The 25,611-nt window shown below is 72.6% G+C and carries 24 protein-coding genes and 2 pseudogenes; 10 read left to right on the forward strand and 16 right to left on the reverse strand.

Annotated features, from left to right (window positions below):
- The first annotated feature begins 104 nt into the window (after positions 1–104).
- Entirely contained in the window at positions 105–605 is a 501-nt protein-coding gene (locus J2N69_RS34790) for a hypothetical protein (RefSeq protein ID WP_230904284.1), read from the forward strand.
- A gap of 145 nt (positions 606–750) precedes the next feature.
- Here J2N69_RS34790 and J2N69_RS34795 read toward each other — a convergent pair whose 3' ends face one another.
- Positions 751–2,748, reverse strand: coding sequence for an N-acetylmuramoyl-L-alanine amidase (locus J2N69_RS34795; protein WP_230904285.1), 1,998 nt, complete (start codon positions 2,746–2,748; stop codon positions 751–753).
- A 366-nt stretch (positions 2,749–3,114) separates the two neighbouring features.
- Positions 3,115–4,302 (reverse strand): aminoglycoside phosphotransferase family protein, encoded by a 1,188-nt coding sequence (locus tag J2N69_RS34800; protein WP_230904286.1) that lies wholly within the window; start codon positions 4,300–4,302, stop codon positions 3,115–3,117.
- A gap of 234 nt (positions 4,303–4,536) precedes the next feature.
- Here J2N69_RS34800 and J2N69_RS34805 point away from each other — a divergent pair, with 234 nt between their 5' ends.
- On the forward strand, positions 4,537–6,030 hold the full coding sequence (locus tag J2N69_RS34805) for a DNA-binding protein NsdB (RefSeq protein ID WP_230904287.1): 1,494 nt from the start codon (positions 4,537–4,539) through the stop codon (positions 6,028–6,030).
- Between the two features lie 39 nt (positions 6,031–6,069).
- Here the strand turns inward: J2N69_RS34805 and J2N69_RS34810 are convergent, their stop codons facing one another.
- From J2N69_RS34810 to hemC, 5 genes and pseudogenes are all read right to left on the reverse strand, one after another.
- The gene (locus J2N69_RS34810) at positions 6,070–7,554 is read right to left on the reverse strand and encodes a SpoIIE family protein phosphatase (protein WP_230904288.1); all 1,485 of its coding nucleotides are present in this window, start codon (positions 7,552–7,554) and stop codon (positions 6,070–6,072) included.
- 293 nt (positions 7,555–7,847) lie between these two features.
- Positions 7,848–8,345 (reverse strand): annotated as a pseudogene (locus J2N69_RS34815) (response regulator transcription factor); the annotation flags it as partial.
- Between the two features lie 59 nt (positions 8,346–8,404).
- Positions 8,405–8,665 (reverse strand): annotated as a pseudogene (locus tag J2N69_RS34820) (sensor histidine kinase); the annotation flags it as partial.
- A gap of 16 nt (positions 8,666–8,681) precedes the next feature.
- Complete coding sequence (locus tag J2N69_RS36450; RefSeq protein WP_269075652.1) at positions 8,682–8,813, reverse strand: hypothetical protein; 132 nt, start codon at positions 8,811–8,813, stop codon at positions 8,682–8,684.
- A gap of 114 nt (positions 8,814–8,927) precedes the next feature.
- Positions 8,928–9,863 carry a hydroxymethylbilane synthase gene (hemC, locus tag J2N69_RS34825; RefSeq protein ID WP_230904289.1) on the reverse strand — a complete coding sequence of 312 codons (936 nt, stop codon included), beginning with the start codon at positions 9,861–9,863 and terminating at the stop codon, positions 8,928–8,930.
- 280 nt (positions 9,864–10,143) lie between these two features.
- On the opposite strand from hemC, the gene J2N69_RS34830 reads away from it, so the two are divergent.
- On the forward strand, positions 10,144–10,461 hold the full coding sequence (locus J2N69_RS34830; protein ID WP_230904290.1) for a hypothetical protein: 318 nt from the start codon (positions 10,144–10,146) through the stop codon (positions 10,459–10,461).
- Complete coding sequence (locus tag J2N69_RS36775; protein WP_408056855.1) at positions 10,401–10,613, forward strand: GNAT family N-acetyltransferase; 213 nt, start codon at positions 10,401–10,403, stop codon at positions 10,611–10,613. Before J2N69_RS34830 ends, J2N69_RS36775 begins: the two co-directional genes overlap by 61 nt.
- 106 nt (positions 10,614–10,719) lie before the next feature.
- Here the strand turns inward: J2N69_RS36775 and J2N69_RS34835 are convergent, their stop codons facing one another.
- Together J2N69_RS34835 and J2N69_RS34840 are read right to left on the reverse strand one after the other, a co-directional pair.
- Complete coding sequence (locus tag J2N69_RS34835) at positions 10,720–11,319, reverse strand: sigma-70 family RNA polymerase sigma factor (protein WP_230904291.1); 600 nt, start codon at positions 11,317–11,319, stop codon at positions 10,720–10,722.
- Positions 11,320–11,403: 84 nt separating this feature from the next.
- A complete protein-coding gene (locus J2N69_RS34840) occupies positions 11,404–12,141 on the reverse strand; it encodes a hypothetical protein (RefSeq protein ID WP_230904292.1) in 738 nt (245 codons plus the stop codon).
- A gap of 290 nt (positions 12,142–12,431) precedes the next feature.
- Here J2N69_RS34840 and J2N69_RS34845 point away from each other — a divergent pair, with 290 nt between their 5' ends.
- Positions 12,432–13,286, forward strand: coding sequence for an alpha/beta fold hydrolase (locus J2N69_RS34845; protein WP_230904293.1), 855 nt, complete (start codon positions 12,432–12,434; stop codon positions 13,284–13,286).
- A 283-nt stretch (positions 13,287–13,569) separates the two neighbouring features.
- Here the strand turns inward: J2N69_RS34845 and J2N69_RS34850 are convergent, their stop codons facing one another.
- From J2N69_RS34850 to J2N69_RS34860, 3 genes are all read right to left on the reverse strand, one after another.
- Entirely contained in the window at positions 13,570–14,829 is a 1,260-nt protein-coding gene (locus J2N69_RS34850) for a cation:proton antiporter (RefSeq protein WP_230904294.1), read from the reverse strand.
- 4 nt (positions 14,830–14,833) lie between these two features.
- On the reverse strand, positions 14,834–15,319 hold the full coding sequence (locus tag J2N69_RS34855; protein WP_230904295.1) for a cation:proton antiporter regulatory subunit: 486 nt from the start codon (positions 15,317–15,319) through the stop codon (positions 14,834–14,836).
- Positions 15,320–15,460: 141 nt separating this feature from the next.
- The gene (locus J2N69_RS34860; protein ID WP_230904296.1) at positions 15,461–17,008 is read right to left on the reverse strand and encodes an ATP-dependent DNA ligase; all 1,548 of its coding nucleotides are present in this window, start codon (positions 17,006–17,008) and stop codon (positions 15,461–15,463) included.
- A 460-nt stretch (positions 17,009–17,468) separates the two neighbouring features.
- On the opposite strand from J2N69_RS34860, the gene J2N69_RS34865 reads away from it, so the two are divergent.
- Together J2N69_RS34865 and J2N69_RS34870 are read left to right on the forward strand one after the other, a co-directional pair.
- Positions 17,469–17,882, forward strand: a complete 414-nt coding sequence (locus J2N69_RS34865; protein ID WP_127909177.1) for an SsgA family sporulation/cell division regulator — start codon at positions 17,469–17,471, stop codon at positions 17,880–17,882.
- Between the two features lie 93 nt (positions 17,883–17,975).
- Positions 17,976–18,701, forward strand: a complete 726-nt coding sequence (locus J2N69_RS34870) for a siderophore-interacting protein (protein WP_230904297.1) — start codon at positions 17,976–17,978, stop codon at positions 18,699–18,701.
- 13 nt (positions 18,702–18,714) lie between these two features.
- Here the strand turns inward: J2N69_RS34870 and J2N69_RS34875 are convergent, their stop codons facing one another.
- The 4 genes from J2N69_RS34875 to J2N69_RS34890 form a co-directional block, all read right to left on the reverse strand.
- Positions 18,715–19,743 (reverse strand): Gfo/Idh/MocA family oxidoreductase, encoded by a 1,029-nt coding sequence (locus J2N69_RS34875; RefSeq protein WP_230904298.1) that lies wholly within the window; start codon positions 19,741–19,743, stop codon positions 18,715–18,717.
- A complete protein-coding gene (locus J2N69_RS34880) occupies positions 19,736–20,989 on the reverse strand; it encodes a D-alanyl-D-alanine carboxypeptidase family protein (RefSeq protein ID WP_230904299.1) in 1,254 nt (417 codons plus the stop codon). The genes J2N69_RS34875 and J2N69_RS34880 overlap by 8 nt, the downstream gene beginning before the upstream one ends.
- A gap of 132 nt (positions 20,990–21,121) precedes the next feature.
- Complete coding sequence (locus J2N69_RS34885) at positions 21,122–21,610, reverse strand: glutathione peroxidase (RefSeq protein WP_230904300.1); 489 nt, start codon at positions 21,608–21,610, stop codon at positions 21,122–21,124.
- A gap of 10 nt (positions 21,611–21,620) precedes the next feature.
- Positions 21,621–22,430, reverse strand: coding sequence for an ABC transporter permease (locus J2N69_RS34890; protein ID WP_230904301.1), 810 nt, complete (start codon positions 22,428–22,430; stop codon positions 21,621–21,623).
- Between the two features lie 125 nt (positions 22,431–22,555).
- On the opposite strand from J2N69_RS34890, the gene J2N69_RS34895 reads away from it, so the two are divergent.
- From J2N69_RS34895 to J2N69_RS34905, 3 genes are all read left to right on the forward strand, one after another.
- The gene (locus J2N69_RS34895) at positions 22,556–23,641 is read left to right on the forward strand and encodes an S-(hydroxymethyl)mycothiol dehydrogenase (RefSeq protein ID WP_230904302.1); all 1,086 of its coding nucleotides are present in this window, start codon (positions 22,556–22,558) and stop codon (positions 23,639–23,641) included.
- Positions 23,641–24,297 (forward strand): MBL fold metallo-hydrolase, encoded by a 657-nt coding sequence (locus J2N69_RS34900; RefSeq protein ID WP_230904303.1) that lies wholly within the window; start codon positions 23,641–23,643, stop codon positions 24,295–24,297. Before J2N69_RS34895 ends, J2N69_RS34900 begins: the two co-directional genes overlap by 1 nt.
- Before the next feature lie 155 nt (positions 24,298–24,452).
- Positions 24,453–25,607 carry a N(5)-(carboxyethyl)ornithine synthase gene (locus tag J2N69_RS34905; RefSeq protein ID WP_230904304.1) on the forward strand — a complete coding sequence of 385 codons (1,155 nt, stop codon included), beginning with the start codon at positions 24,453–24,455 and terminating at the stop codon, positions 25,605–25,607.
- Positions 25,608–25,611: the final 4 nt, after the last annotated feature.

Below are 25,611 nucleotides of genomic sequence, written 5' to 3' on the forward strand. Positions count from 1 at the left end.
CCCGCCACCGAGCACCGCGCCACCCCCGCCGACCAGCCGCCCCCCGCCTCCGACCAGCCGCGCCCCCGCGCCGGCACGCACCGGCGGCCACGTACCATGGGCGCATGTCCTTCCTCCGCCGCCGCAGCTCCGCCACCCCCGCGGGCCCGGACTTCGACGTCCTGGCCATGGACCCCGGTGACTGGCCCGGCAATCTCGGCGCGGGCCTGCTGCCCGCCCCCGACGGCAGCTGCCAGGGCGTCTTCCTGCGCTACGACCTGTTCGGCGGCCGTGGCCCCGCGATGATCATCGGTAACCTCCCCGAGGGTTCGCCCGCGCGCGAGACCGCCGAGGACGAGGTCCCCTTCGAGGTGGCCCAGCTGCTGCTCGCCCTGGAGAACGACGAGGACATCACGGTCGTCTCCACGGAGGACGTGCCGGTCATGCAGGGCGACAACCTCCTCATCGTGCGCCGCCTGAAGCTGTCGGAGAGCCGCATCTCGTGCGTGCAGTTCGACCGCAGCGACAACGTCCTGGTGACCATCGCCGCCTGGGACCGGCCGATCACCGACGATCTGTACGCGCTCCTCAAGCCGCTGCCCGCGGAACTCTTCCAGCAGGGCTGACCAGCCCCGGAAGCCCCGACCGCGCCGCACCCCGCCCTTCCGTCCAAGCGCCGCCCCGCTCCGTACAAGGAGCGGGGCGGTTCTCTGTCTTGTCGGGCCACTCGCCCCCGCGTGGCCCCGGGCCCGACCCCCGCTCACGGCGGCGTCACGACGTCGAGCGCACCACCTGCACGTCCGCCGCCCGCACATACCCGATGCGGTGCCCGTACTGGATGACGTAGTACATGTCCTTGCCGCGCACCACCTTGTGCCCCGCGGTGTCGAACGTCGAGGCGTAGTAGTACTCGCCCGGCACCTTGTCGCCGATCACGTACCTCTGGCCCGCCCCGATCTTGTACGGCAGCGGGGAGACCGCCTGGACGGGCACACCCGCCGGGTAGGCCTCCTTCTCCGGGTAGGCCCGCCCGTACACCGGGACCTCCGTGGCGCCCTCCTTCGGCGTCACCACCCACCCCTTCGCGTCGAGGGCGGTGGGCTGCTTCCGCGGGTTCTTGAACCAGGCCTTCTGGCCGAGGTACCAGACGGCGGTCCAGTCGCCCTGGCGGTCGGCGACCGCGTACCGCTGGCCGGTGGAGAGCCGCGCCCCGACGTCGTTCACATCGATCGTGGAGTCCTGCCCGCCCGGCCGCTTGCCGATGTCCTTGATCAGCGGCGCGTCGTCACGCGGCTCCGTGTGGACGCGCACCGCCGCCGAACCGTGCGGCACACACGTGTCGGCGGGCTTGCCGCAGCCCGTGTACACCGGCCGGTTCTTCGCGTACTCGGGCGCCACGGTCACCAGCCCGCCGTTCGGCCCCGCCGTGCGGTGGAACGGCTTGCCGAGCAGCGTGAAGTAGTGCTGCCAGTCCCAGTACGGGCCCGGGTCCGTGTGCATCCCCCGGATCGTGGACGAGACCGTGCCCTGGACGTTGTCGTGGCCGAGGATGTGCTGACGGTCCAGCGGGATGTCGTACCTCTTGGCGAGGTACTTCACCAGCCGCGCCGAGGAGCGATACATCGCCTCCGTGTACCAGGTGTCGGGAGCGGTGAGGAAACCTTCATGCTCCAGGCCGATCGACTTGGCGTTGACGTACCAGTTGCCCGCGTGCCAGGCGACGTCCTTGGCCTTCACGTGCTGGGCGATGTGGCCGTCGGTGGAGCGCAGGCTGTATTGCCACGACACGTAGGTCGGGTCCTGCACCATCTTCAGGACGCCCTCCCACCGGCCCTCGGTGTCATGGACGATGATCGAGTCGATGCTCTGGCTCCTGGGCCGGTCCGCCAGGTCGTGGTTGCCGTAGTCCGGGTTGCCGTTGGGGTCCTTGAACTCCTCGTACGGCGCCGGAATCCACTCGCAGGACACCGTCTTCGGGCACTCCGTCTCACCGGGCGCCGCCTTGCGCAGGCCCATGCTCCTCAGCTGCGCCGTGTCGGGCCGCAGACCGGGCTCCGGCGCCAGCTCCACCCGCTGACCCGCGTCCGTCGTCCGCCGCTCACCGTCGCGGATCACCGCGAACACATCGTTGGCGTACGTCGCCGCCGTCGCCTCGTCGTCCGCCCCGGAGAAGCGGGCGATCGCGCCGTACCAGTCGGCGGGGTCCTCGCTCAGCGGCTTGCCGAGCTTCTTCTGGGCCGCGGCGAGCAGGGCGGCACCGCCCTCCACGTTCGCGGCGGCATCCGTGCGCAGCTCCGCGGCGGGCAGGCCGGTCAGCTCGGCCGCGCGCGGCAGCGTCTTGAGCCGCGCCGGAAGCTCGGCCTCCGAGGGCACGGACGGCACCTCCGCCCTGGGTGGCGGCATCGGGCGCGAGGTGTCACCGCGCGGGTCCTCCTCGCCCTCGCTGTGATGCGGGGCCGAGGCCAGGGCGGTGCGCGCGTCGGTCAGGTGCATGGGGCCGTAGCCGCCGGTGACGCTGGCCGCACCACCGTGCGCGTCCCAGCGGGACTGGAGGTACGAGACGCCGAGCAGCACGCTCTGCGGTACGCGGTACTCCTCGGAGGCGGACACGAAGGCGCCCTGCAACTGGGTGTCGGACGCCTGTCGCGCGGCGCCGGACGACGGGGCGGCGCCGAGCAGCGGCACCAGCAGACCGGCCGACGCGAGGGCGCCCGCCGTTCTGATGGTGCGTCTGCGCGCCGACGAGGTACGGGCGGTGGTTCCTCGCAATGCAGCCTCCTGGGACTCCTTGGCCGATGAAGCGTGGCGGGGCGTGCGGGGCCGGGCGTGCGTCAGTGGTACCGGCTCCCCGACGATCCGTCAATCATGCCCAGGAGAAGGGATTTCGCATGTCAGTGACGGTCCCGGCGGGTCACACCCGGCCTTTCGCCCGGACACGCCCCACCGCCTGCGACGCGTCAGTGGCGTGGACCAATGGGAGTGCGCGGGATACACCTGTTCGGAGGAGCGGAGGTGCCGCCAGCGGAAGAGGCACACAGGCATAGGCCGGTGTGCCTTTCCCGACGACATAGACCAGAGGCATACGAAGGTCCGCGGTGCGCCCCTGGTCTCGGCGCACCGCGGACCTGTTTCCCCTCAGCGAGTACCGACCGCCGCTCGCACGGCCCGGCGGGCCAGCTGGCAGTCGTCGTGCAGCCGCCTCAGCAGCAGCCGCTGTTCCTCGCCGGTCGGCGCGGCACCGGAAGGGGCGGGGGCCGGCGCCGCCGGGGCCGATTCGTGCATCGAACGCTGCACGGCCGTCTCGTACTGACGGATCTCACGGGTCAGCACCAGCATGAGATTGACCAGGAACGCGTCGCGCGCCGCGGGACCCGCGAGCTGGGCCTGCTGGCTGATCTCGCGCCGCGCCACGGGGTTGTCACCGAGGACCGTCCAGAGCGTCGCCAGGTCGTACCCCGGCAGATACCATCCCGCGTGCTCCCAGTCGACCAGGACGGGTCCGGCCGGCGAGAGCAGGATGTTCGACAGCAGGGCGTCGCCGTGGCAGAACTGCCACATCGCCTCGGGGCCCTCGCCCTGGTGGACCGCCGAGTGCGCGATGCCGTGCAGGAGCTTCTGCAGGTCGCCCATGTCACGGTCGGTCAGCAGACCGAGTTCGTGGAAGCGGGTGATCCGCCTGCCGTACTCCAGCGGCCTGCCGAACATCTCCGCGGGCGGCCGCCACTGGTTCAGGCGCAGGACGGAGCCGAGCGCCGCCCGGATGTCGGCCCGCGGCGGGGCCTCGACGGGATGCCTCTGCAGTGCCGCCACCCGTCCGGGCATCCGCTCGATCACCAGTGTGCAGGCCTCGGGATCGGCGGCGATCAGCCGAGGCGCCCGCACCGGCGGCCGGTGCCGGACGAACGAGCGGTATGCCGCTATTTCGTGCCGGAGCCGATCCGCCCACAGAGGGGAGTGGTCCAATAAGCACTTGGCGACGGCCGCGCCGCGTCCCGCCGTACCGACCAGCAGGACCGTACGGCCGCTTCGGCGGAGCACCTGCACGGGGTTGAACTCGGGGCAGATGCGATGCACCGAGGCGATCGCGGCGCGCAGTTGCGTCCCCTGAGGGCCGGACAAGTCGAGTCTCCCGCTGAGCGGTTGCGAGCCGGGCCCCGGCGCGCGACGCGTCCGGCTGGCGCCGAGCTGCGCGGCAGCGGACCGCGCCGGCTCCAGATAGGGGCCGCTCCCCGCGGAGGGGGGCACCTCGCGGCCCCGGGGTACGGGGGGGCGCGGGCGGAGCGGCCGGGGCGGGGCGGACACGGAGGACGATGCTGCGTACATGGGCGAACAGATCCCTTCGTGTGCCTGTGGATTGCGTGCGCCCTCCCGCCCCGATCGCGTCGGGATCACCCTGGGGAGTGCCGTGCGGCGACCGGGTCGGGGTGGCGCACTTCTACCTGACACCTGGTGCCCCCTGGCACACCATGTGGCGCACCCTGGCGAACCCTGGCGAATAGTCGCTCAGCAACTGACAGGCGGTTACTGTCAACTCAGCCGAGAACCTGGGGGCTTGACGTGAGCGGACAACCCAATACCCGCCTTTCGGATCTGTTCGGCCTCGCCGGCTGGTCCAAGGGCGAACTCGCGAGAATGGTGAACCGGCAGGCGGCGGCCATGGGCCACCTCCAGCTGGCCACCGACACCTCGCGGGTGCGGCGGTGGATCGACATGGGGGAGATCCCCCGCGATCCGGTGCCGCAGGTGCTGGCCGTCCTGTTCACCGAGCGTCTCGGCCGTGTCGTGACCACTGAGGATCTCGGTCTGGTCCGGCACGGACGTCCAGGCAAGCGGCGTGGCGACGGGAGTGCGGAGCACCCCGACGGCGTGCCGTGGGCGCCCGAGCGGACAGCCGCGGTCCTCACCGAATTCACGGGAATGGACCTCATGCTCAACCGACGCGGCTTGGTGGGCGCGGGCGCCGCGCTCGCCGCAGGCTCCGCACTCAGCAGCGCCATGCACGACTGGCTGCACACCGATCCGGCCCTCGCGGCCGACGCCCCCCGTATCCACGACCCGCTGCACGCCGACCCCGCCGGGTTCGACCGCTATGAGGCCGCCCCGATCGGGTCCCAGGAGATCGAGGAACTGGAGCGCTCCGTCGAAGTGTTCCGCGCCTGGGACGCGGCCCGCGGCGGCGGACTGCAGCGCAAGGCCGTGGTGGGCCAGCTCAACGAAGTGGGCGGCATGCTCGCCTACCGCCACCCCGACCACCTCCAGCGGCGCCTGTGGGGCGTCGCCGCCAACCTCGCCGTCCTCGCGGGCTGGATGTCGCACGACGTCGGCCTGGAGCCCACGGCCCAGAAGTACTTCGTCATCGCCGCCCACGCGGCCCGCGAGGGCGGCGACCGTCCCCGTGCGGGCGAGGCCCTGTCCCGGGCCGCCCGCCAGATGGTTCACCTGGGCAAGCCGGACGACGCCCTGGACCTGATGAAGCTCGCCAAGTCGGGAGCGGGCGACGAGGCCCTGCCCCGCACCAAGGCGATGCTGTACACCATCGAGGCCTGGGCGCAGGCGTCGATGGGCCGCGGCCAGGCCATGCGGCGCACGCTCGGCCGCGCCGAGGACCTCTTCGTCTCGGACAAGGGCGACGTGCCGCCGCCGAGCTGGATGCAGATGTTCGACGAGGCGGACCTGCACGGCATGCAGGCCCTGGCCTACCGCACGCTCGCCGACCACGAACCGGCCGCGGCGCCCATCGCGCAGCGGCACGCCAAGGAGGCCATCGAACTGCGCGCGAAGGGCCACGACCGGTCGCAGATCTTCGACTACCTCTCGCTGGCGTCGGCGTGTTTCATCGCCGACGACCCCGAACAGGCCGACCGCTACGCGCGCCTGGCGCTGGTGTCGATGGGGGCCAACTCCTCGCACCGCACCTGGGACCGGCTGCGCGAGATGTACCGGCTGACGGCGCAGTACGCCGGCTATCCGAAGATCCAGGACCTGCGCGAGGAGATCAAGCTCGCGCTGCCGAAGGGGACCAGGGGGGCGGGCAGAACGGCCAGGGCGTGACACTCCCCGGCAGGTTCAACGGCAAATGCAACGGCAGGTTCAACACCGGGCGATCAGCAGACAGGCGTCGTCCTCGCGCGGGCTCCCGTCGAACTCCTCGACGACCGTCCGCACACAGTCCTCCGCCGTGCGCGCCGCGGTGAGGCGGGGGGCGAGGGAGAGCAGCCGGACCGCTGCCGCGTCCCGGCCGTGGCGGGGCACCAGACCATCGGTGTGCAGTAACAACAGGTCCCCGGGGCGCAATTGCTCCTCGGCCTGCTCGTACGCCGCTTCGGGCGCGGCTCCGAGGAGCGCGCCGGCCGGTGGCGTCAGCGTGCGCCCCGTCCCGTCGCGGAACAGCAGCGGGGCGGGATGTCCGGCCTGCGCCCAGGTGAGCAGTCGGGTGCCGGGGTCGTAGCGGCAGCAGATCGCGCTGCCGCGGGCGGGCCGGACCGTGGTGTCGAGGAGGCCGTTGAGCCAGCCCATGAGCCGGCCGGGCATGGCGCCCGCGACCGCCATCCCGCGCACCGCGCCGAGCAGCATCGCCATGCCGGAGGTGGCGGCGACGCCGTGCCCGGTGAGGTCGCCCACGCTCAGCAGGGCGTGGCCGTCGGGCAGTTCCATCGCGTCGTACCAGTCGCCGCCGGCGAGCGCGCCGGTCGAGGAAGGGAGGCGAGAGGGAGGCAGGGAGGAGGGAGGGAGGTAGCGGGCGGCGAGGTCGAGCCGGGCGAGGCCGCCGTGCGGGAAGCGCAGGGAGCCGCGCCAGGGCGGCGGGGCCTCGGCCTGGCGTTCGACGACGAACCGTTGCCCGGTCTGCCCGGGCTGCTGAGCCTGCTCGATCTGCTGGGTCTGCTCGCTCTCGTGGCGCCGGCGCAGCGACTCCTGAGTATCGCGCAGCATGCGTCGGCTGCGGCGCAGTGCGCTGACGTCCCGCAGGACCGCCCACATGGAGGCGGTGGAGCCGTCGGCGGCGAGCACGGGCTCGCCCATCATGTGCACGTGGCCCACCTCCCCGCCCGGGCGCACGATGCGGAACTCGCCGTCGATGGGCTTCCCGTCGACCAGGCAGTCCGTGACCATCGCGGTCAGCAGGGGCTGGTCGTCGGTGTGGACGAGGGAGGGGAGTTCGTCGAGGGAGAGCGGGGGAGCGGCGGGGTCGCGGCCGAGGATCTGGTAGAGCTCGCAGGACCAGGTGGCCTCGTCGGTGAGGAGGTTCCACTCGGCGCTGCCCACCCGGCTCAGGAGTGCGCCCCGGCGCGGGTCGGTGGCCGCGGGCGCGGCCGGCGCCACGGGCTCGCCGCCCATCCCGGGAGGGCCCTCCCGCAACTGGGCCAAGTGCTCGTCGAGGTCGTCGAGCTGGTGCACGGCCAGCTCGCACAGGGCTCGCTGCCAGCGCCCCGCCGGGTCTCCCCGGTCGGTCACGGCTTCGCGCCGTACGGCGTCCACCTCGCCGCGGAGACGGCGCGTCTGCGAGATCAGCGCGTCGACCGTGCCGCGCTCGGGCGGCCGGCCGGCGGCGTGGTCCGCGAAGACATGGGAGGGCATGGGTTGCTCCGGTGAGGGTGCGGTGCGACCAGTTTGACGGGTGGTGGACCGCTACCGACTTTCGCACAGCAGGAGGGGGCCCGTAAGGGATTTGGCGACACCTGATGCGGTGGTGCTCATGGCATATGCCTTTGTCCTGCGGGGATGCGGGGCCGACGGCGCGAGTCCAGGGGTGAACGGTGCACGATGCGTAGACGAAGAGGGCGGAACATGGTGCTCCTGTGGGGGAGTTGAGGCGGTGAGGTGTCCGGTCCGGCTACGCCGACTGAACGGCCCGGGCCCGGTCCGCCGCCTCAGGAACACAGATATCTGATCACCGCGAGTACCCGCCGATTGTGGTCCTGCGACACGGGCAGCCCGAGTTTCTCGAAGACCGCCGCCACGTGTTTCTCCACCGTGCCCGCCGACACGAACAGGGCCTGGGCGATCGCCGCGTTGGAGCGGCCTTCCGCCATCAACGAGAGCACCTCGCGCTCCCGGCCGGTGAGCGGCGCGAGGCCGGCCGCGCGGTGGCCCGCGCCGGCCAGCTGGGTGACGACCTCGGGGTCGAGCGCGGTGCCGCCCGCCGCGATCCGCTCCAGGGCGTCCGTGAACTCCGCGACGTTCGCCACCCGGTCCTTGAGCAGATAGCCGACGCCCGCCGAGCCCGCCGCGAGCAGGCGCGTGGCGTACTTCGTCTCGACGTACTGCGAGAACAGCAGCACCCCCGTGCCGGGGTATGCGGCGCGGATGTCGATCGCCGCCCGCAGTCCCTCGTCCGTGTGGGTCGGCGGCATCCGGATGTCGACCACCGCAGCCGCGCGTCGAGCCGCCCCACGAGACCCTCGCCCGGAAACAGCGGCGGGGGAGCGTCCGTCCGCTCACCGAGCAGCCGCTCCGCGAGCCCCCGGTGGACACCGCCGAGCGAGCGGGCGAGCCGCAGCCCCGCGAGGAGCAGCAGCACGCCCACCACCGCGAGGACCAGGGAGAGCGTCAGCCCGGCGCCGAGGGCGAGCAGCACGGTGAGGGCCACCCCGCCCGTGAGGGCCGGCACCAGACCGGCCAGGCAGTACGCCGCCTCGGCCCACGCCCTGCGGGTGAAGGGAGTGCGGAAGATGTCCTGTGCGTGCATGGGCCCCAGTTTCCCGTCACGCGTCCCGGCGGACCGCCGACCGCCCGACCGCGAGGCGCCGGGCGGGCATGCTCGCGAGGGCGGTGTTCGTCGGGTCGACGGCGACGGTGGGCCCGTATCGCTTGCTGAGCCCCTCGGCCTCGCTCATCACCACTCCTGCCACGGACCTGACGTGCTCCCTGCTCCCATGCCAGGTCGGCGCCGGCCGCGCGCGGGACGGGGCTGGCCTCCGTCTGGGCTGGGGGTTTTCCCAGGGCGGGGGTCAGTGCGCGATGCCGTCGATCAGTTCCCGGGCGCCCTGGCGCAGCAGCGCGACGGCCACGGATGTGCCGAGGGTCGCCGGGTCGAGCGGGCCCGCCCACTCGTGCGCGTTCAGCACCGTCTTGCCGTCGGGTGTGAACACGCAGGCGCGCAGCGACAGGTCACCGCCGCGCTCCGAGCGCGCGTACCCGGCGATCGGCGAGTTGCAGTGCCCCTGGAGCACGTGCAGGAACATGCGCTCGGCGGTCGCCTCCCGCCAGGCGTCCTTGTCGCCGAGGCCCGTCACCGCGTCGATCGTCGTGGTGTCGTCCTCGCGGCACTGGAGGGCCAGGATGCCGGCGCCGATCGGCGGGCACATCGTCTCCACCGACAGGACCTCGCTGGCCAGGTCGGGGCGGCCGATGCGCTCCAGCCCGGACTGGGCGAGCAGCAGGGCGTCGGCGTCACCCGCGGCGAGCTTCTCCAGGCGGCGGCCCGCGTTGCCGCGCATCGGCACGCACTCCAACTCGGGGTGCGAGGCGGCCAGTTGGGCGCGGCGGCGCACTGAGGAGGTGCCGATGCGGGTCCCCGCGGGCAGCTCGTCGAGGGTGAGTCCGCCCGGGTGGATGAGCGCGTCCCTGATGTCGTCCCGCTTCAGGAACGCGGCGAACGTCGTCCCGGCGGGCAGCGGCCGGTCCGCCGGTACGTCCTTGACGCAGTGCACCGCGAGGTCCGCCTCTCCCGCGAGCAGCGCGGCGTCCACCTCCTTGGTGAAGGCGCCCTTGCCGCCGAGGCGGGCCAGGTCGCCCATCCAGCGGTCGCCGGAGGTCGTGACCGGCACGACCTCGGTACGGATGCCGGGGTGCAGCGCAGCGAGTTCGGCGCGGACGCGCTCCACCTGGGCCAGGGCCATGGGGGAGGAGCGGGAGACGATGCGGATCAGCTCAGGAACGGGCATGCGGACCACGATAAGGGCTCGACGGTGACGCCTTGGACGGACGTCCAACTGATCAAAGTACTGTCCGCACGGGTGAGTTGACCGGCCGCCCCTCCAGCCAACCACCCCTCTGTCCGGCCGCCCCTCCGACCGGCTGGTCGGCGGCCGCCTGTGCTGCGTCGCCACGCGCCCGGGGCCGTGCCGAGGGCGTCGCCCCGCTCCGCATGCGTGACCCCGGCCCGCCTCCTAGCGGGAAGTGGACGAAGCCGCGGCCGACCGCCGCCCGCCCCAGGGAGGCCCCATGCCCATCCCCGCCGCGCCGGAGCACCGGGCGATCGCTCTCGCGCCGATGACGGCCACCCTTGTGGCCGATGTCCTCGCCCTCGGCCACAAGGTCTACGACACGTCCGCGAAGCCCTACACGCCCTGGTCGCTCTCGGCGATCGCGAGACATCTGGACAGTGAGGCGTCCGCCTGCTGGGTGGCGCTCGACGGGGAGCGGCTCGCCGGCTTCGTGCTCGGCTCCATGGGCTTCGACCAGTCGCCGACTGGGGCAACATGGAGTGGATCGCGAGCGCCCCCGAGTACCAGGGGCAGGGCGTCGCGAGCCGTCTGGTGAAGGCCTGCTGCGTGACGCTCGCGGAAGCGGGCGCGAGTGTTGTGGTGGCCGAGGTCGAGTCCCGTAACACTGTTTCGGCCGCGCTGATGCGGAGCAACGGCTTCGGGGCGGGCGTGGTGGTGACCTTTTTCGTACGTGAGACGCCCCGGTAGCTGTAAGCGTCGCGGCAGGAGGGGCAGGGGGCGTGGGCGGAGGGTCGCCCTCGCCGACGCCTCGCGTGCAGTGCGCCGGGCGACGACGAGGGCGGGTGCAGGGTGGTCAGGCCGCGTGGTCCGCCGCGGCGAGCAGCGCGCTCACCCGTTCCCGTGCGCGCGCCACCCGCGAGCGCACGGTGCCGATCGGGCAGTCGACGGCAGCCGCCGCGTCCGCGTAGGGGAGCCCCGCGAGCTGGGTGAGCACGAACGCCTCACGGCGCGGCGCGTCGAGCGTCGCCAGGAGGTCGAGCAGGGCCACGCCCTCCTCGAAGCCGGGCAGGCCGCGCGGCTGCGCGCGTTCCGCGGCCGCCTGCCAGTCGGAGATGTCGGCGATCCGCGGCCGGGCCGCCGCCGAGCGGAAGCGGTCGGCGACGACGCGGCGCGCGATGGCGAGCAGCCAACTACGGGCACAGGAACGGGCGGCGTATCCGCGCAGCCCGGTTAGGGCGCGCAGATACGTTTCCTGGGTCAGGTCGTCGGCGCCGTGCAGATCACCGCTGAGGTGGGCCACGAAGCGCCAGACGTCGCGCCGGGTGGCCCGCACGAACCGTTCGAACGCCGCGGCGTCGCCGTCCCGGGCCGCCAGTGCCCACTCGGTGATCAGGTCGTCGCGGTCCGGCTCGGCGGCACGGCCGGGTCCAGGACGCAAAAGGGCAGGAGTCATCGCTGAAGGTCCTCCGGTGAAGAGAGTTCGAGAAGCGGCGCGAACGCCGAAGAGCCGCCCGGCACCTTGAGGTGCGGGCGGGTGTCAGGAACTGACCGGAAGAACGGGTGGACCTCTGCGCGAGACGGCGTACTGAAGCAGGACCCCGCGCAGCCGTGGCACGGGCACCAGCGCGCCGACGTGCGGCGGTGCCGGGGGGAGGGCGGCGACGAGGAGCCGCAGGACGAGCCGCAGCGGGACGAACAAGGCCGCGGCGAGCGCGCGTCCGGTGCGGAACGCGGCGGCCTCGCCGCGCCACAGCCACAGGGCGCAGATCAGCGCGGCGGCCAGGTGCGCGAGGAACATGCCGAAGCCGCTGTGCCCGAAGACGGACATCACCCAACGGGACAGGGCCTCGTCGGCCAGCGCCTCGTCCGACAGGGCGGTGAGAGCGGCGTCGGAGGACGGCATCGGCGCCGACATCGGCATCGGCATCGGCATCGCGTGGTGCATGTGGTTCATGCCGTCGCCCCCACCGGACGGCATCCGGAGCGGGCCCGGGGCCTCGCGCCCGCTCGGGCCCGCGCCCAGCCGCTGCGCGAGCCCGAACAGTTCGTGCAGGGCCAGCTGCGCCGCGACCGTCGCGCCGGTGACCGCCGAAGCGCCGCGCTCGCGCTCGGTCAGCCACCACGCGGCGGCCGTCGTGGCGGCGAAGGCGTAACCCACCGCCCACCACGGCAGCGCGGCACCGGACATGAGGACGTGACCGAAGGCCGTGGTCACCACGCACAGAGCCGCGAACACGGCGGCTCGTGCGAGGCGGAACGCGGGCCCGGAGGTCATGAGGAGCATCGTGCCAGGCGCGGCGGCACCGCCGGGCGGCGAGTCCCGCACTTGGCCACGTGCCCTCCTGCGCACCGGATGCGCAAGCCCTGAAGGGTGTGACGAATACACACCGTCGACCTCTTGACGCGCTACGTGTCCACGGAAAACGATCTCTTCCAGCGGTCGGCATTGTCGAACCGTGTTCGTACGTCGAGCCGTGCTTCGGGCGCCGCACCGGGCTTCGTATGCCGACCCCTGTGTCATGCACCACCGAACGAGTCATGCACCACCGAAAGATGGGAACCGCCATGCATCTGCGTCACGCCGTCCGGTCCTTGATGACCGCCGCGGCCACCCTCGCCCTCGGCGTCGCGTGCTTCGCCGCCCCGGCGTCCGCTGCCACCCCGTCCGCCCCGTCCGCCCCACGGGCCTCGCTCCTGGACATACCGCCCCGCGGCGCGAACGACTGGTCCTGCAAGCCGGACCCGGCCCACCCGCAGCCGGTCGTGCTGGTCAACGGCACGTTCAAGCTGATGGCGGAGAACTGGGCCGTCCTCTCGCCGAAGCTCAAGCGAGCGGGCTACTGCGTCTTCGCGTTCAACTACGGGCACATGGCGACCGACCCGGTGGCCGACTCAGCCGCCGAGCTGAAGGACTTCGTCGAGGCCGTGCGCGGTGCGACGGGCGCCGCGAAGGTCGACCTCGTCGGCCACAGCCAGGGCGGCATGATGCCGCGCTACTACGTGAAGTTCCTCGGCGGCGCGGACAAGGTCGACGACCTGATCGGCATCGTGCCGTCCAACCACGGCACGACCAACCCGCTGGCCAAGCCCCTCGGCGACACGGTCTGCCCGGCCTGCACCGACCAGATCACGGGCTCCGACCTCCTGACGAGACTCAACGCGGGAACGCAGACCCCGCCCGGCCCGGACTACACCGTCGTCACCACGCGCTACGACGAGGTCGTGGTCCCGTACACGAACGCCCTGTTGAGCGGCCCCAAGGAGTACGTCACCAACGTCGTCCTGCAGGACCGCTGCCCGCTCGACCCGTTCATGCACGACCAGGCGCCCAAGGACCCGGTCGTCGCCCAGTGGGTCCTCGACGCGCTCGGCCGCAAGGGCCCGGCCGACGCGGACTTCCAGCCCAGGTGTGCGGGCTAGGGCCTGTCTGACAAATCCCGTCTGCCTCGCGACGCCATGCACGCTCCCCCGAGCTCTTCGAGCAGGGGGTGCCCCCACTCGCCGCACCGGGCGCAGAGCCAAGTACATCCAGTACGAGGCCCTACGCCCGGCACGCCGAGAGCACGCACCTGACGCCGCGAGGCCGCCCTCCGGGCGACGACGGGAATTGTCAGACAGGCCCTAGCGGAGCCCTCCGCGCCGGCCGGCCGGGACCTCGCGCCGTCCGGCAGGGCCTCCTTGGCCTCACACAGGCCGCCACCCTTCAGGACCGGTCGCCCGCGTCCTGTCCGTCCAGGGACTCGACCGTCTCCCGGGGCCCGGGCACCCGCGCGGGCTCCGGCGACGCGGCGTTCTTCCCGCGCCGTGCGAGGACACCGCCCACGAAGCCCGCCATGGGCTGCGTGTAACGGGCGGTCAGCGGCCCGACGATCACCAGGATCAGGACATACGCCGTGGCCAGCGGGCCGAGCGACGGCTCGATGCCGGCGGCGACCGCGAGCCCCGCGATGACGATGGAGAACTCGCCTCGCGCCACCAGCGCACCACCGGCCCGCCAGCGGCCCTTGACGGAGATGCCCGCGCGGCGGGCCGCCCAGTAACCGGTCGCGATCTTCGTCAGGGCGGTGACGACGGCCAGCGCGAGGGCCGGAAGCAGCACGGGCGGGATGCTCGCCGGATCGGTGTGCAGCCCGAAGAAGACGAAGAAGACGGCCGCGAACAGGTCCCGCAGCGGCGCGAGCAGCGCGTGCGCGCCCTCGGCGACCTCACCCGAGAGCGCGATGCCGACGAGGAACGCGCCGACGGCGGCGGACACCTGGAGCTGCTGCGCGATCCCCGCGACGAGGATGGTGAGGCCGAGCACCACGAGGAGCAGCTTCTCGGGGTCGTCGCTGGAGACGAAGCGGGAGATCACCCGCCCGAAGCGGACCGCGAGGAAGAGCACGAGCCCGGCCGCGCCGAGCGCGATGGCGAGGGTGAGGCTGCCCGCGGCCCACCCGACACCCGCCAGCAGGGCGGTGATGATCGGCAGATAGACGGCCATCGCCAGGTCCTCTAGGACGAGGATGCTCAAGATGACCGGGGTCTCGCGGTTGCCGAGCCGCCCGAGGTCGCCGAGGACCTTGGCGATGACGCCGGACGACGAGATCCACGTGACACCCGCGAGTACGACGGCGGCGACCGGACCCCAGCCCATGAGCAGCGCGGCTATCGCGCCCGGCAGGGCGTTCAGCGTGCAGTCGACCAGACCGGCCGGATACTGCGTCTTGAGATTGCTGACGAGGTCGCTGGCCGTGTATTCGAGCCCCAGCATCAACAGCAGCAGAATGACGCCGATCTCGGCGCCGATGGCGACGAACTCCTCGCTCGCGCCGAGCGGCAGCAGCCCGCCCTCGCCGAACGCGAGGCCCGCCAGGAGGTAGAGCGGTATCGGCGAGAACTGGAAACGTCCCGCGAACCGGCCGAGCAGTCCGAGGGCGAGGATGATCGCGCCGAACTCGATGAGAAAGACAGCGGAGTGCACGCGATCACTCCCGACCGAGTATCGCCGCGGCCGTCTCCACGCCTTCGCGCGTGCCGATCACGATGAGGGTGTCACCACCCGCCAGCCGGAAATCGGGGGCGGGCGACGGGATGGCGTCGGCCGTCCGCAGCACCGCCACGATCGACACGCCCGTCTCGGTCCGCATCCGGGTCTCCCCGAGGAGCCGCCCGTTCCAGTACGAGGTGGCCGACAGGAGCACCCGCTCCGCGACCAGCCCCAGATCGGTGGTGTGCAGCAGGTTGGGGCTGTGGTGCGACGGCATCAACGCGTCGATCAGCGCTTCCGCCTCACCCGAACTCAGCCGCAGGGAGAGGGCGCACTCGTCCGGATCGTCGGAACGGTAGGCGCTCAGCGTCCGCGCACCGTCCCGGTGCGCGACCACCGACAGGCGCCGCTGTTCTCGGGTCGTCAGGTCGTACCGGATGCCGATGCCTGGAAGCGGCGTGCGGCTGAGACGTGATGCGGGCACAGCTTTCCCCTTGTGCGGTAGGTGATCATCCCGGGATGTCACCCTATCGGGGCCAAGGATTGGCAAAATCCCATAGAGGGGGCGAGGCCGTTCGGGTGGCTCGCGTGGATCTGTCCCCAGCCTCGTTCCCCGCCGCGCAGGTCACCCGTGGGCGGGCGGGAAGCGGGACAGCACCGTTTCGACCGTGTCCGCCTGTGCGGGCGGCTTGTCCTCGCGGTAGCGCACGACGCGGGCGAAGCGGAGCGTGACGCCGGCCGGGTAGCGGGTGGACCGTTGCAGGCCGTCGTAGGCGATCTCGACGACGAGTTCGGGACGCACCTCCACCACGTGGCCGTTGTCGTTGACCGCCAGAGCCCGGAGCCGCTCGGTCTGCCAGGCCAGCATCGCGTCCGTCATGCCCTTGAACGTCTTCCCCAGCATCGCGTACGTCCCGTCCGGCCGTCGCGCGCCCAGGTGGAGGTTGGAGAGCTTGCCGGTGCGGCGGCCATGACCCCACTCGGCGGCGAGTACCACCAGGTCCAGGGTGTGCACCGGTTTGACCTTCAGCCAGGAGGCGCCCCGACGACCAGCGTTGTACGGGGCGTCGAGCGACTTCAGCACGACCCCCTCGTGGCCGCGCGCGAGCGTCGCGTCGAAGAACTCCTGGGCCTCGCCGCGTGCCTTCTCGTCCTCGGGGTCGTCCACCAGCGTGCGCCGTACCCGCATCGGCTCGGGCACCAGGGCGGCCAGCTCCGCGTGCCGCTCGGTGAACGGCAGGTCGAGCAGATCCCGTCCCGCCACGGACAGGGCGTCGAAGAAGACGGGCGACAGGGGCAGCCCGGCCGCCGCCGCCTCGACGTCGAGGCGCGACCCGACACGCCCCGCGATGTCCTGGAACGGCCGGGGTCGCCCGGTGCCGTCGAGGGCGATGACCTCCCCGTCCAGGATGAAGTGCTCCCCGTCCAGCCCGCGTGCGGCGGCCGTCAGCTCGGGCAGCCGGTCGGTGATGTCGTCCAGGGTCCGGGTGTAGACGCGTACGTCGTTCCCGCTGCGGTGCACCTGCACTCGGATGCCGTCCAGCTTCTCCTCGACCGCGCACGCGCCCAGCTTGTCGATGCCCTCGGCGACCGACGAGGCGCCGTGCGCGAGCATCGGCAGCAGGGGCCGGCCCACGGTCAGCCGGAACTCGTCCAGCGCCTGCGGGCCACGCTCCAGCAGCGCTTCGGCGACCGGGCTGATGGCACCGGCGAGCATCACCGAGCGCCGCACGGCGTCCGCGGGGATCTCCGTGGCCACCGCGAGGCCCTCCACGGCGACCGCGTCCAGTGCCCCCTGCCGGACCTCACCGGTGAGCAGCCCGAACAGGAACCGCTGCTCGTCCTCGGTGGCGGCCCCCATCAACTCGCCGATCAGTCGTCTGCGTTCGGCCTGGGAGCCGGTGCCGGACACCGCGCCGATCGCCGAGAGCGCCGCGTCCACGCCCCGTACCGTCAGCGACGGTTCCGCGGCGGGCGGTCCCGCTTCCCTGAGGGTGCTCCAGCCGATGCCGAGCCGCCCCTGGGGCAGCCGCCCCGCCAGATAGGGGATGACGATCGGTACGTCCTCCGGCTCCGCCGCCCGGAACAATTCGGCGAGCAGGGCGATCTTCCGTGACCGCGCGGAGGCGGCGGCCACTTCCTTGGACACGTGTGCGAGCCGAGCCAGCAGCATGGGCCCATCCTGCAACGCCGCGGGACGGGGCGCACGGTCGGAGGGGCGGGACCGGGGCTCCGGCCCGGCGGTCACGAGCGGCTCCCGCACCGAACGGCGAGCCACCGGAGCGGGTCGTCACCCACGCGGCCCAACCCCCCTGCGCCGCCCACGCGGGCTGCGGATCGTGTGACTGCTGTTCCTCGAAGACACGTGTGCACTCCGCTGTGACGGGCACACGGACGGGCACATGGATGGGCACATCGACGGACACCGCGACGGACACCTCGACAAGCGCGACAGGCGCGAAGCGCGGCCGACCCCCGGGGGGCCGGGGCGCCAGCAGGGCGAGTGGTGCAGGTCACACAGATCTGTTGGCGCGATGCCGTAATGACACCCCACGTCACGGGGTCGTAAGGGCACAGGGGTCCCCATGAGCGGAACCCCGAGTACTGGAAGAACGCAGAAGTGGAGCTCGATCATGGCCGTCACCCTCCAGCAGCCCACCCGCGCCCGCCTCATCACCCCGGAGGGCCAGGAGCGCAACCTCCCCGTGGTGCTGCGCTACTCGGCCGAGGACCCGCTGGCGGTCCAGATCACGTTCCCCTCCTCCGCCTCGCTCGACGGGGCGGAGGTCACCTGGATCTTCGCCCGCCAACTCCTGGAGGACGGTCTCAGCGCCCCCGCGGGCAGCGGCGACGTGCACATCTGGCCGTGCGGGCGGGCGCGGACGGTGCTGGAGTTCCACTCGTACCAGGGCATGGCCCTCGTGCAGTTCGACAAGATCGCCCTGCGCCGCTTCCTGACGCGGTCCTACGCCGCGGTGCCCGCGGGCGGCGAGGAGACCGGCCTCGACCTCGACCAAGGGCTCTCGCGGTTGCTCGGCGGTGTCTGACGACCCGGACGCCTGGGTTAGGCAACCTAAGTTGCGTGATCAAGAGGGTCACGCGCGATGCCGAGGGCATCGTCCAGGGGGAGGGGAGCCGCCGTGGGTCACGGCTGGGAGGGTGTCGTCCTCAAGCTGCTGCGGGGCAAGGACTTCGAGTTCACCGTGACGGGGACCGAGGACGTCACCGAGCACTATCGGCGCGTCCACGTCACGGACGGCGGCATGCTGGCCCGGACCGGCGTGCACCCCACGATGTGGGTCAGGCTGTGGTTCGAGAGCGCGGGCCGACCGCACCAGCGCGCGTACACCCTGGTCGACCCCGACCCGGCGGCGGGCACGTTCACCCTCGAGTTCGCGCTGCACGACGGTCCCGCGAGCGACTGGGCGCGCGCGGCGGCGCCCGGCGACAGAATCGCGGCGACCGTCCAGGGCACCGGTTTCGAGGCCCCGGACCCCGCGCCCGCACGGCTGTTCGTCATCGGCGACACGGCGGCGCTCCCGGCCGTCTCGTCCCTGCTGTCGGCGCTGCCGGGGACTCCCGCCACGATCTGGTTCGAGACCCGGCACGGCCCCGACGCCGACCTCGCCGCCTCGCGCGTCGACCCCGGCCTGCACGACGTGCGCCCCGTCGAACGCCGTCTCTCCGGAGGCCACCTCGTCCAGGAGGTGAAGTCCGCCCTGCCCGGCCTGCTCGGCGATCCCGCGGACGCCTACGTATGGATCACCTGCGACACGACGACGACCCGGGCCCTGGCCGCGTACGTACGCAAGGACCTGTCCGTCCCCAAGCACCGCGTGCACGCGCTCGGCTACTGGCGGCCGTGACCGCCCGCAGTCCTCAGCCGCCGCTGTCCCCGCCGTACAGCGCCGGGCGCTCCGCCATGTCGACGGTGACGCGTCCCCCGTCCCGCAGTGACGCCACGCCCGCCTCGGCGACGGCCGTCGCCGCGTAACCGTCCCACGCGCTCGGTCCCACGGCCCGGCCCTCGCGGGCGGCGGTCACCCACGCCCGTATCTCACGGTCGTACGCGTCGGCGAACCGCACCACGTAGTCCTGGGGCACGTCCGTGCACGCCCGGCCCGCCGCGTGGACGGTCATCGTGCCCGCCTCGCCGATCCGCGCGCTGCCGTGCTCGCAGACCGCCTCGCAGCGCACCTCGTACCCGAAGCCGCAGTTGACGAAGACCTCCACGTCGACGACGGCGCCGCCCGCCGTCTCGAACAGCACCAGCTGCGGGTCGAGCAGGCCCGCGGGCGCGTTCCCCGAGGGCGTCGGCCGGACCACCGTCACCGCGGTGATCTCCTGGCCGAGCAGCCAGCGGGCCGCGTCGATCTCGTGGGACACCGAGCTGCTGATCAGCATCGAGGAGGTGAAGCGCGGCGGGGACGACACGTTCCGGTGGACGCAGTGCAGCAGGAGGGGGCGGCCGAGGTCGCCGGAGTCGAGCAGGGTCTTCAGGGCCGCGTACTCGGCGTCGTACCGGCGCATGAACCCCACCTGGATCAGCCTGCGCCCCAGGCGGGCCTCGGCCTCGACGACGCGCAGGGCTGCCGCCGAGTCGGGCGTGAGGGGCTTCTCGCAGAAGACGGGAAGGCCCCGCGCGCACGCGGCGAGCAGCGCCTCCTCGTGCGCCGCCTCCGGTGAGGCCACCAGCACCGCGTCCACCCCGGGAGCGTCCAGCGCGGCGAGCGCCTCACCGTGCACGGTCACCCGCTCCCGCCCCGCCACCGCCGCCTCGGCCCGCGCCGTGTCGGGGTCCGCGACCGCCACCACGCGGGCCCCGCCCACCGTCTCGCCCAGCCGCCGCACATGGTCGGCCCCCATGTGACCGGCGCCCAGCACGGCCACCCCCAGCGGTTCACTCACCCGATGGCCCCCTCGCCCGTTCTCGCTCGACGTACTCTCCGTACTCTCCCCTGAAGTGCGCGCGCCGCGCCACGGTGGCGGCCGCGCGCCGCCGGACCGCCATGACGACACCCGCGAGGACGGCGGCCAGCCCCGCGATCACCAGCAGCACCGCGGGCCAGTCGGAGCGCTGCGGCTCCGCCCGCACGGCCTTGTCCTCGGTGGTGGCGGCGTGCACGGGACCCTGCGCGGTGCGGTTCGCCGTGGTCTGCGGCAGCAGCGAGCCCACGGGCCGTACCTTCCCGGCCGCCGCGAAGCCCCAGTCCAGCAGGGACCGCGCCTCCTCGTACACCGCCCGCGCGCCGCTCACCTGCGGATTCAGCACCGTCACGACCAGGGTGCGCCCGCCGCGCTGGGCCGCGCTGATCAAGGTGGAGCCCGCGTGGCTGGTGTAGCCGTTCTTGACGCCGAGCAGCCCCGGGTAGGGCGCCACTCCGTCGGCGCCGGTCAGCAGGCGGTTGGTGTTCCGGATGGGGTACGACCAGCCGCCGGCGGGGAACTCGGCGACCGGGGTCGAGCAGTAGCGGGTGAACGCCGGGTCGGCGAGCCCCGCCTTGCCGAAGACCGCCAGGTCGTACGCCGAGGAGACCTGCCCGGCGGCGTCGTAGCCGTCGGGCGACACCACGTGCGTGTCCCGGGCGCCCAGCTCACGGGCCTTCGCGCGCATCTGCTCCACGGTCCTGCGCATCCCGCCGTTGAGCCGCGCGAGGACGTGCACCGCGTCGTTGCCGGAGCTGAGGAAGACCCCGCGCCACAGGTCGGCGACGCGATAGGCGCGGCCCGGCGCCACGCCGACCAGGCTGCTGCCGTCGCCGACGCGGTCCAGCTCGTCCTGCGTGACGACGTGCCGCTGGTGCGGGTCGAGGCGGGGGAGCGCCGCGAGGGCGAAGAGGGACTTGAGCGTGGAGGCGGGCGGCAGCGGGCGGTGCGCGTCCTTGGCGGCGAGCACCTCACCCGTGTTGGCGTCCGCCACCAGCCAGGCGAGGGCGGTGACGTCACGGGGCAGCCCGGGCGCGGCGGGCCCGGGCCGGACCTGGACGCCCGGCCGGTCCAGGAGGGTGGAGGAGTACGCGGGAACAGGCCGGGGCGGCGCGGGCTCGGCGGGCAGGCCGGCCGCCGTGGCGGGTGTGGACAGGAGGACCAGAGGCCCGAGCGCGAGGGTCGCGATCCGTACGGAGGAGGAGCGCGAAAGGTACCTGATGACCATTCAGTCACCGTAGGATCGCGCCCGCGGGTCCGCAGATCGGCTTCGTCCGCCTGGACGTATCGCCTCGCCTCCCCCTCGTCCGAGTGCCTCCGGCCGAGGCCCGACCGGGCGCCGGCCGGGCCAAGGCGAGGATCAGGCCGGGAGGTGCTCCTCGATCGCGGCGACGACCTCCGGGGCGTCCGGCTCGACGCGCGGGCCGAAGCGGGCGACGACCTTGCCGGAGCCGTCCACCAGGAACTTCTCGAAGTTCCAGCGGATGTCCCCGGTGTGCCCCTCGGCGTCCGCCGTGTCGACGAGGCGCGCGTACAGCGGGTGCCGGCCCTCGCCGTTCACGTCGACCTTCTCCGTCATCGGGAAGGTCACGCCGTACGTCGCCGAGCAGAACTCGGCGATCTCCTCGGAGGTGCCGGGCTCCTGGCCCATGAACTGGTTGCAGGGCACGCCGAGCACGCTGAAGCCGCGCGCCGCGTACTGCTCGTGGAGCCGTTCCAGGCCCGCGTACTGCGGGGTGAGGCCGCACTTGGAGGCGACGTTGACGACGAGGACGGTCTTGCCCTCGAACTGGCGCAGGTCGGCGGAGCCGCCCCGCAGGGCGCCGATTTCTTCTTCGTAGACAGACATGGGGCCGAGCCTACGCCCGCCCCTGAGCCTGCCCGGAAGGGCTCGGCTCCTCGCGGTGCAGCCGGCCCCGGGAGACCAGTTCGACGGTGAGGGCCACCGCCACCGCCTGGACCGCCATCAGGGCGATCAGCACGAACAGCTGCACGGCGCCCGCGAGCACCGGGGACGCGCCGCCCAGGAGCATGCCGACGAAGGCGCCGGGGAGGGTGACGAGGCCGACCGTGCGGGTCTGGTCGAGGCCCGGCAGCAGGGCGTCCGAGGCGGCCGGGCGGGCCAGCTCCAGGCGGGCGTCGCGGTCGGGAAGGCCGAGGGCCAGGCCCGCCTCGAACTCGCCGTGGCGGGTGCGCAGTTCATCCAGGGAGCGGCGGCCGGCGAGCACCGTCGCGGTCAGCGCGCCGCCGATGAGGATGCCCGTGACGGGGATCATCGCGATGCCCCGCACGGGGAGCAGCCCGGCCAGGGTCAGGCCGGTCACCACCGGGACGACCGGGCCCGCGATCGGCAGCGCCGCCCACCACCACGTGCCGTTGGGCGTGATGCGCCGCCCCGCGGTGCGCGTGGCCACGGCGAACATGAGCAGCAGGAAGGCGAAGAGCGCCGCCGTGTGGTGCACCACCCAGCCGATGGCCAGGGAGACCACGGCCAGTTGGGCGGTGGCGCGGGCCCCGGCGACCAGGATCTCGCGCGCCCTGCCGCGCGAGCCGTCCGGGGAGAGCCGGCAGACCGCCGCCATCGCCGCGGCGGCGAGCAGCAGCACGAGCAGGACCACGGCGAGCGCGGTGTTGACCGGCAGAAGGGCTTGGGCGGCGAGATCGGACACGTGATCACCCTAGGCCGCGCGGCGCCGTGCCGTGCTCCTGCCCGTTCGGGTGCCGCCGGGGACACGAGGTGATCGACCTGTAACGATGGTCGGGAAAGACCTGGACGGAGAGAAGGGCTGAAGTCATGGCGCAGCAGGTGCGAGGCGTGATCGCCCGCGCGAAGGGCGAGCCGGTACGGATCGAGACGATCACCGTCCCGGACCCGGGGCCGGGAGAGGCCGTGGTGAAGGTCCAGGCGTGCGGGGTCTGCCACACCGACCTGCACTACCGCGAGGGCGGCATCAACGACGACTTCCCATTCCTGCTCGGGCACGAGGCGGCGGGCGTCGTCGAGTCGGTCGGCGCGGGCGTCACCGAGGTCGCGCCCGGCGACTTCGTGATCCTCAACTGGCGTGCCGTGTGCGGCCAGTGCCGCGCCTGTCTGCGCGGCCGCCCCCAGTACTGCTTCGACACGCACAACGCGAAGCAGAAGATGACCCTGGCCGACGGCACCGAGCTGTCACCCGCTCTCGGCATCGGCGCCTTCGCGGAGAAGACCCTCGTCGCCGCCGGGCAGTGCACCAAGGTCGACCCCGAGGCGTCCCCGGCCGCGGCGGGCCTCCTCGGCTGCGGTGTAATGGCCGGCATCGGCGCCGCGATCAACACCGGGGGCGTCGGCCGCGGCGACTCGGTCGCCGTCATCGGCTGCGGCGGCGTCGGCAACGCCGCCGTCGTGGGCGCCCGCCTCGCGGGCGCCGCGAAGATCATCGCCGTCGACATCGACGACAAGAAGCTGCGGACCGCGAAGGAGCTGGGCGCCACCCACACCGTCAACTCCCGCACCACCGAGCCGGTCGCTGCCATCCGTGAGCTGACCGGGGGCAACGGCGCCGACGTCGTCATCGAGGCGGTCGGCCGCCCGGAGACGTACGAACAGGCCTTCTACGCCCGGGACCTCGCGGGCACGGTCGTCCTCGTCGGCGTGCCGACCCCGGAGATGAAGATCGAACTGCCGCTCCTCGACATCTTCGGGCGCGGCGGCGCGCTCAAGTCGAGCTGGTACGGGGACTGTCTGCCCTCGCGCGACTTCCCGATGCTCATCGACCTCTACCGGCAGGGCCGCCTGGACCTGGACGCGTTCGTCACGGAGACCATCGCTCTGGAGGACGTGGAGAAGGCGTTCGAGCGGATGCACCACGGCGACGTCCTGCGTTCGGTGGTGACGTTCTGATGGCGGCCGAGTCGAGGGGCGGCGCGTCCGGCGCCCGCGTCGACCATCTCGTGACGTCCGGGACGTTCTCCTTGGACGGCGGGACCTGGGAGGTCGACAACAACGTATGGATCGTGGGCGACGACAGCGAGTGCGTCGTCATCGACGCCGCGCACGACGCGGACGCCATCGCGGACGCGGTGGGGGAGCGGCGGCTCGTGGCGATCGTCTGCACCCACGCGCACGACGACCACATCGACGCGGCCCCGGCGCTCGCCGCCCGAACCGGCGCGCCGATCCTGCTGCACCCGGCCGACACGGAGCTGTGGAAGCTCACCCACCCCGACCGGGCCCCCGACGGCGAACTGGCCGACGGGCAGGAACTGGCCGTCGCGGGCACGGCCTTGCGGGTGCTGCACACGCCGGGCCACTGCCACGGCGCGGTCAGCCTGTACGCCGCGAACCTCGGCACGGTCTTCACCGGGGACACGCTCTTCGCCGGCGGGCCGGGCGCCACGGGCCGCTCGTTCAGTGACTTCCCGACGATCGTGGAGTCCATCAGGGAGCGGCTCCTGACGCTGCCGCCCGAGACGGTGGTGCGCACCGGCCACGGGGAGAGCACGACGGTCGGCGCCGAGGCGCCGCACCTTCAGGAGTGGATCAGCCGGGGACACTGACACCTCAGAAACGGTACGTCCCCGCGAACGGCCGGATGGGTCGATCGAGGAAGCCCGGGCCGGGCGCTCATCAGAGCGCCCGGCCCGAAGCAGCACTGCCGAGCAAGCCCGCGCGCCCGAAGGTGTGTTAAACAGGCAGTAACCAAAGGGGTGCTTTGCCGCTACTCAAGCTCGGAATCATGTCGCAGACCCGCAAAGAGAACGAGCGTCGTCTGCCGATCCACCCGGCGCACTTCGAACGCCTCGACGCCGCTCTTCGGCCTCACATCTATCTGCAGACCGGTTACGGAGCGCACTTCGGCGTCTCGCACGGCCAACTCTCACCATGGGTCGCGGGATTCCGCTCACGCGAGGAACTGATCGCGGAGTGTGACGTCATCCTGCTGGCCAAACCGTTGCACGAGGATCTGGCGGAGCTGCGGGAGGGGCAGGTGCTGTGGGGGTGGCCACACTGCGTGCAGGACCAGAAGGTCACGCAGGCCGCCATCGCCCGCAGACTCACGGTCATCGCCTTCGAGGCGATGAACCACTGGACCCGGGAGGGCGGGTTCAGCCTGCACGTGTTCCACAAGAACAACGAGCTGGCCGGCTACTCGTCGGTGCTGCACGCCATGCAGCTGACCGGATCGACCGGTGACTACGGGCGTCGGCGGCGCGCGGTGGTGATCGGCTTCGGCGCCACCGCCCGTGGCGCGGTGACCGCGCTCAGCGCGCTGGGCGTCCACGACGTGGACGTGCTGACTGCCCGCGGGGTCGCCGCCGTCAGCTCCCCGATCCACTCGGCACGCATCGTTCACTTCGACCACGACGTGGCCGACGACAGCAGCGACCCGCGGCGCAGCGTCGCACTCACCGACAACGGCCCGCAGGCGCTGGCCGAGTTCCTGGCCGGGCACGACATCATCGTCAACTGTGTGCTCCAGGACACCGCGGCGCCGCTGATGTTCCTGCTGGACGAGGATGTGCCGAAGCTCGCGCCCGGCACCCTGGTCATCGACGTCTCCTGCGACGAGGGCATGGGCTTCGCCTGGTCTCGCCCCACCACCTTCGACGAGCCGATGTTCACCGTCGGCGACCAGGTCCACTACTACGCCGTGGACCACAGCCCCTCCTACCTGTGGGACGCGGCCACCTGGGAGAACAGCGAGGCGCTGATCCCGTTTCTGCGGCCGGTCCTGCAAGGACCGACCGGCTGGGACGGGGACCGTACGATTCGCCGCGCGATCGAGATCCGCGGCGGAACCGTCCAGAACCCCGCGATCCTGGCCTTCCAGGGCCGCGCCGAAAAGTACCCGCACGCGTTGCTGTGAACCG

Source organism: Streptomyces huasconensis (assembly GCF_021028635.1).
Classification (GTDB): Bacteria; Actinomycetota; Actinomycetes; order Streptomycetales; family Streptomycetaceae; genus Streptomyces; species Streptomyces huasconensis.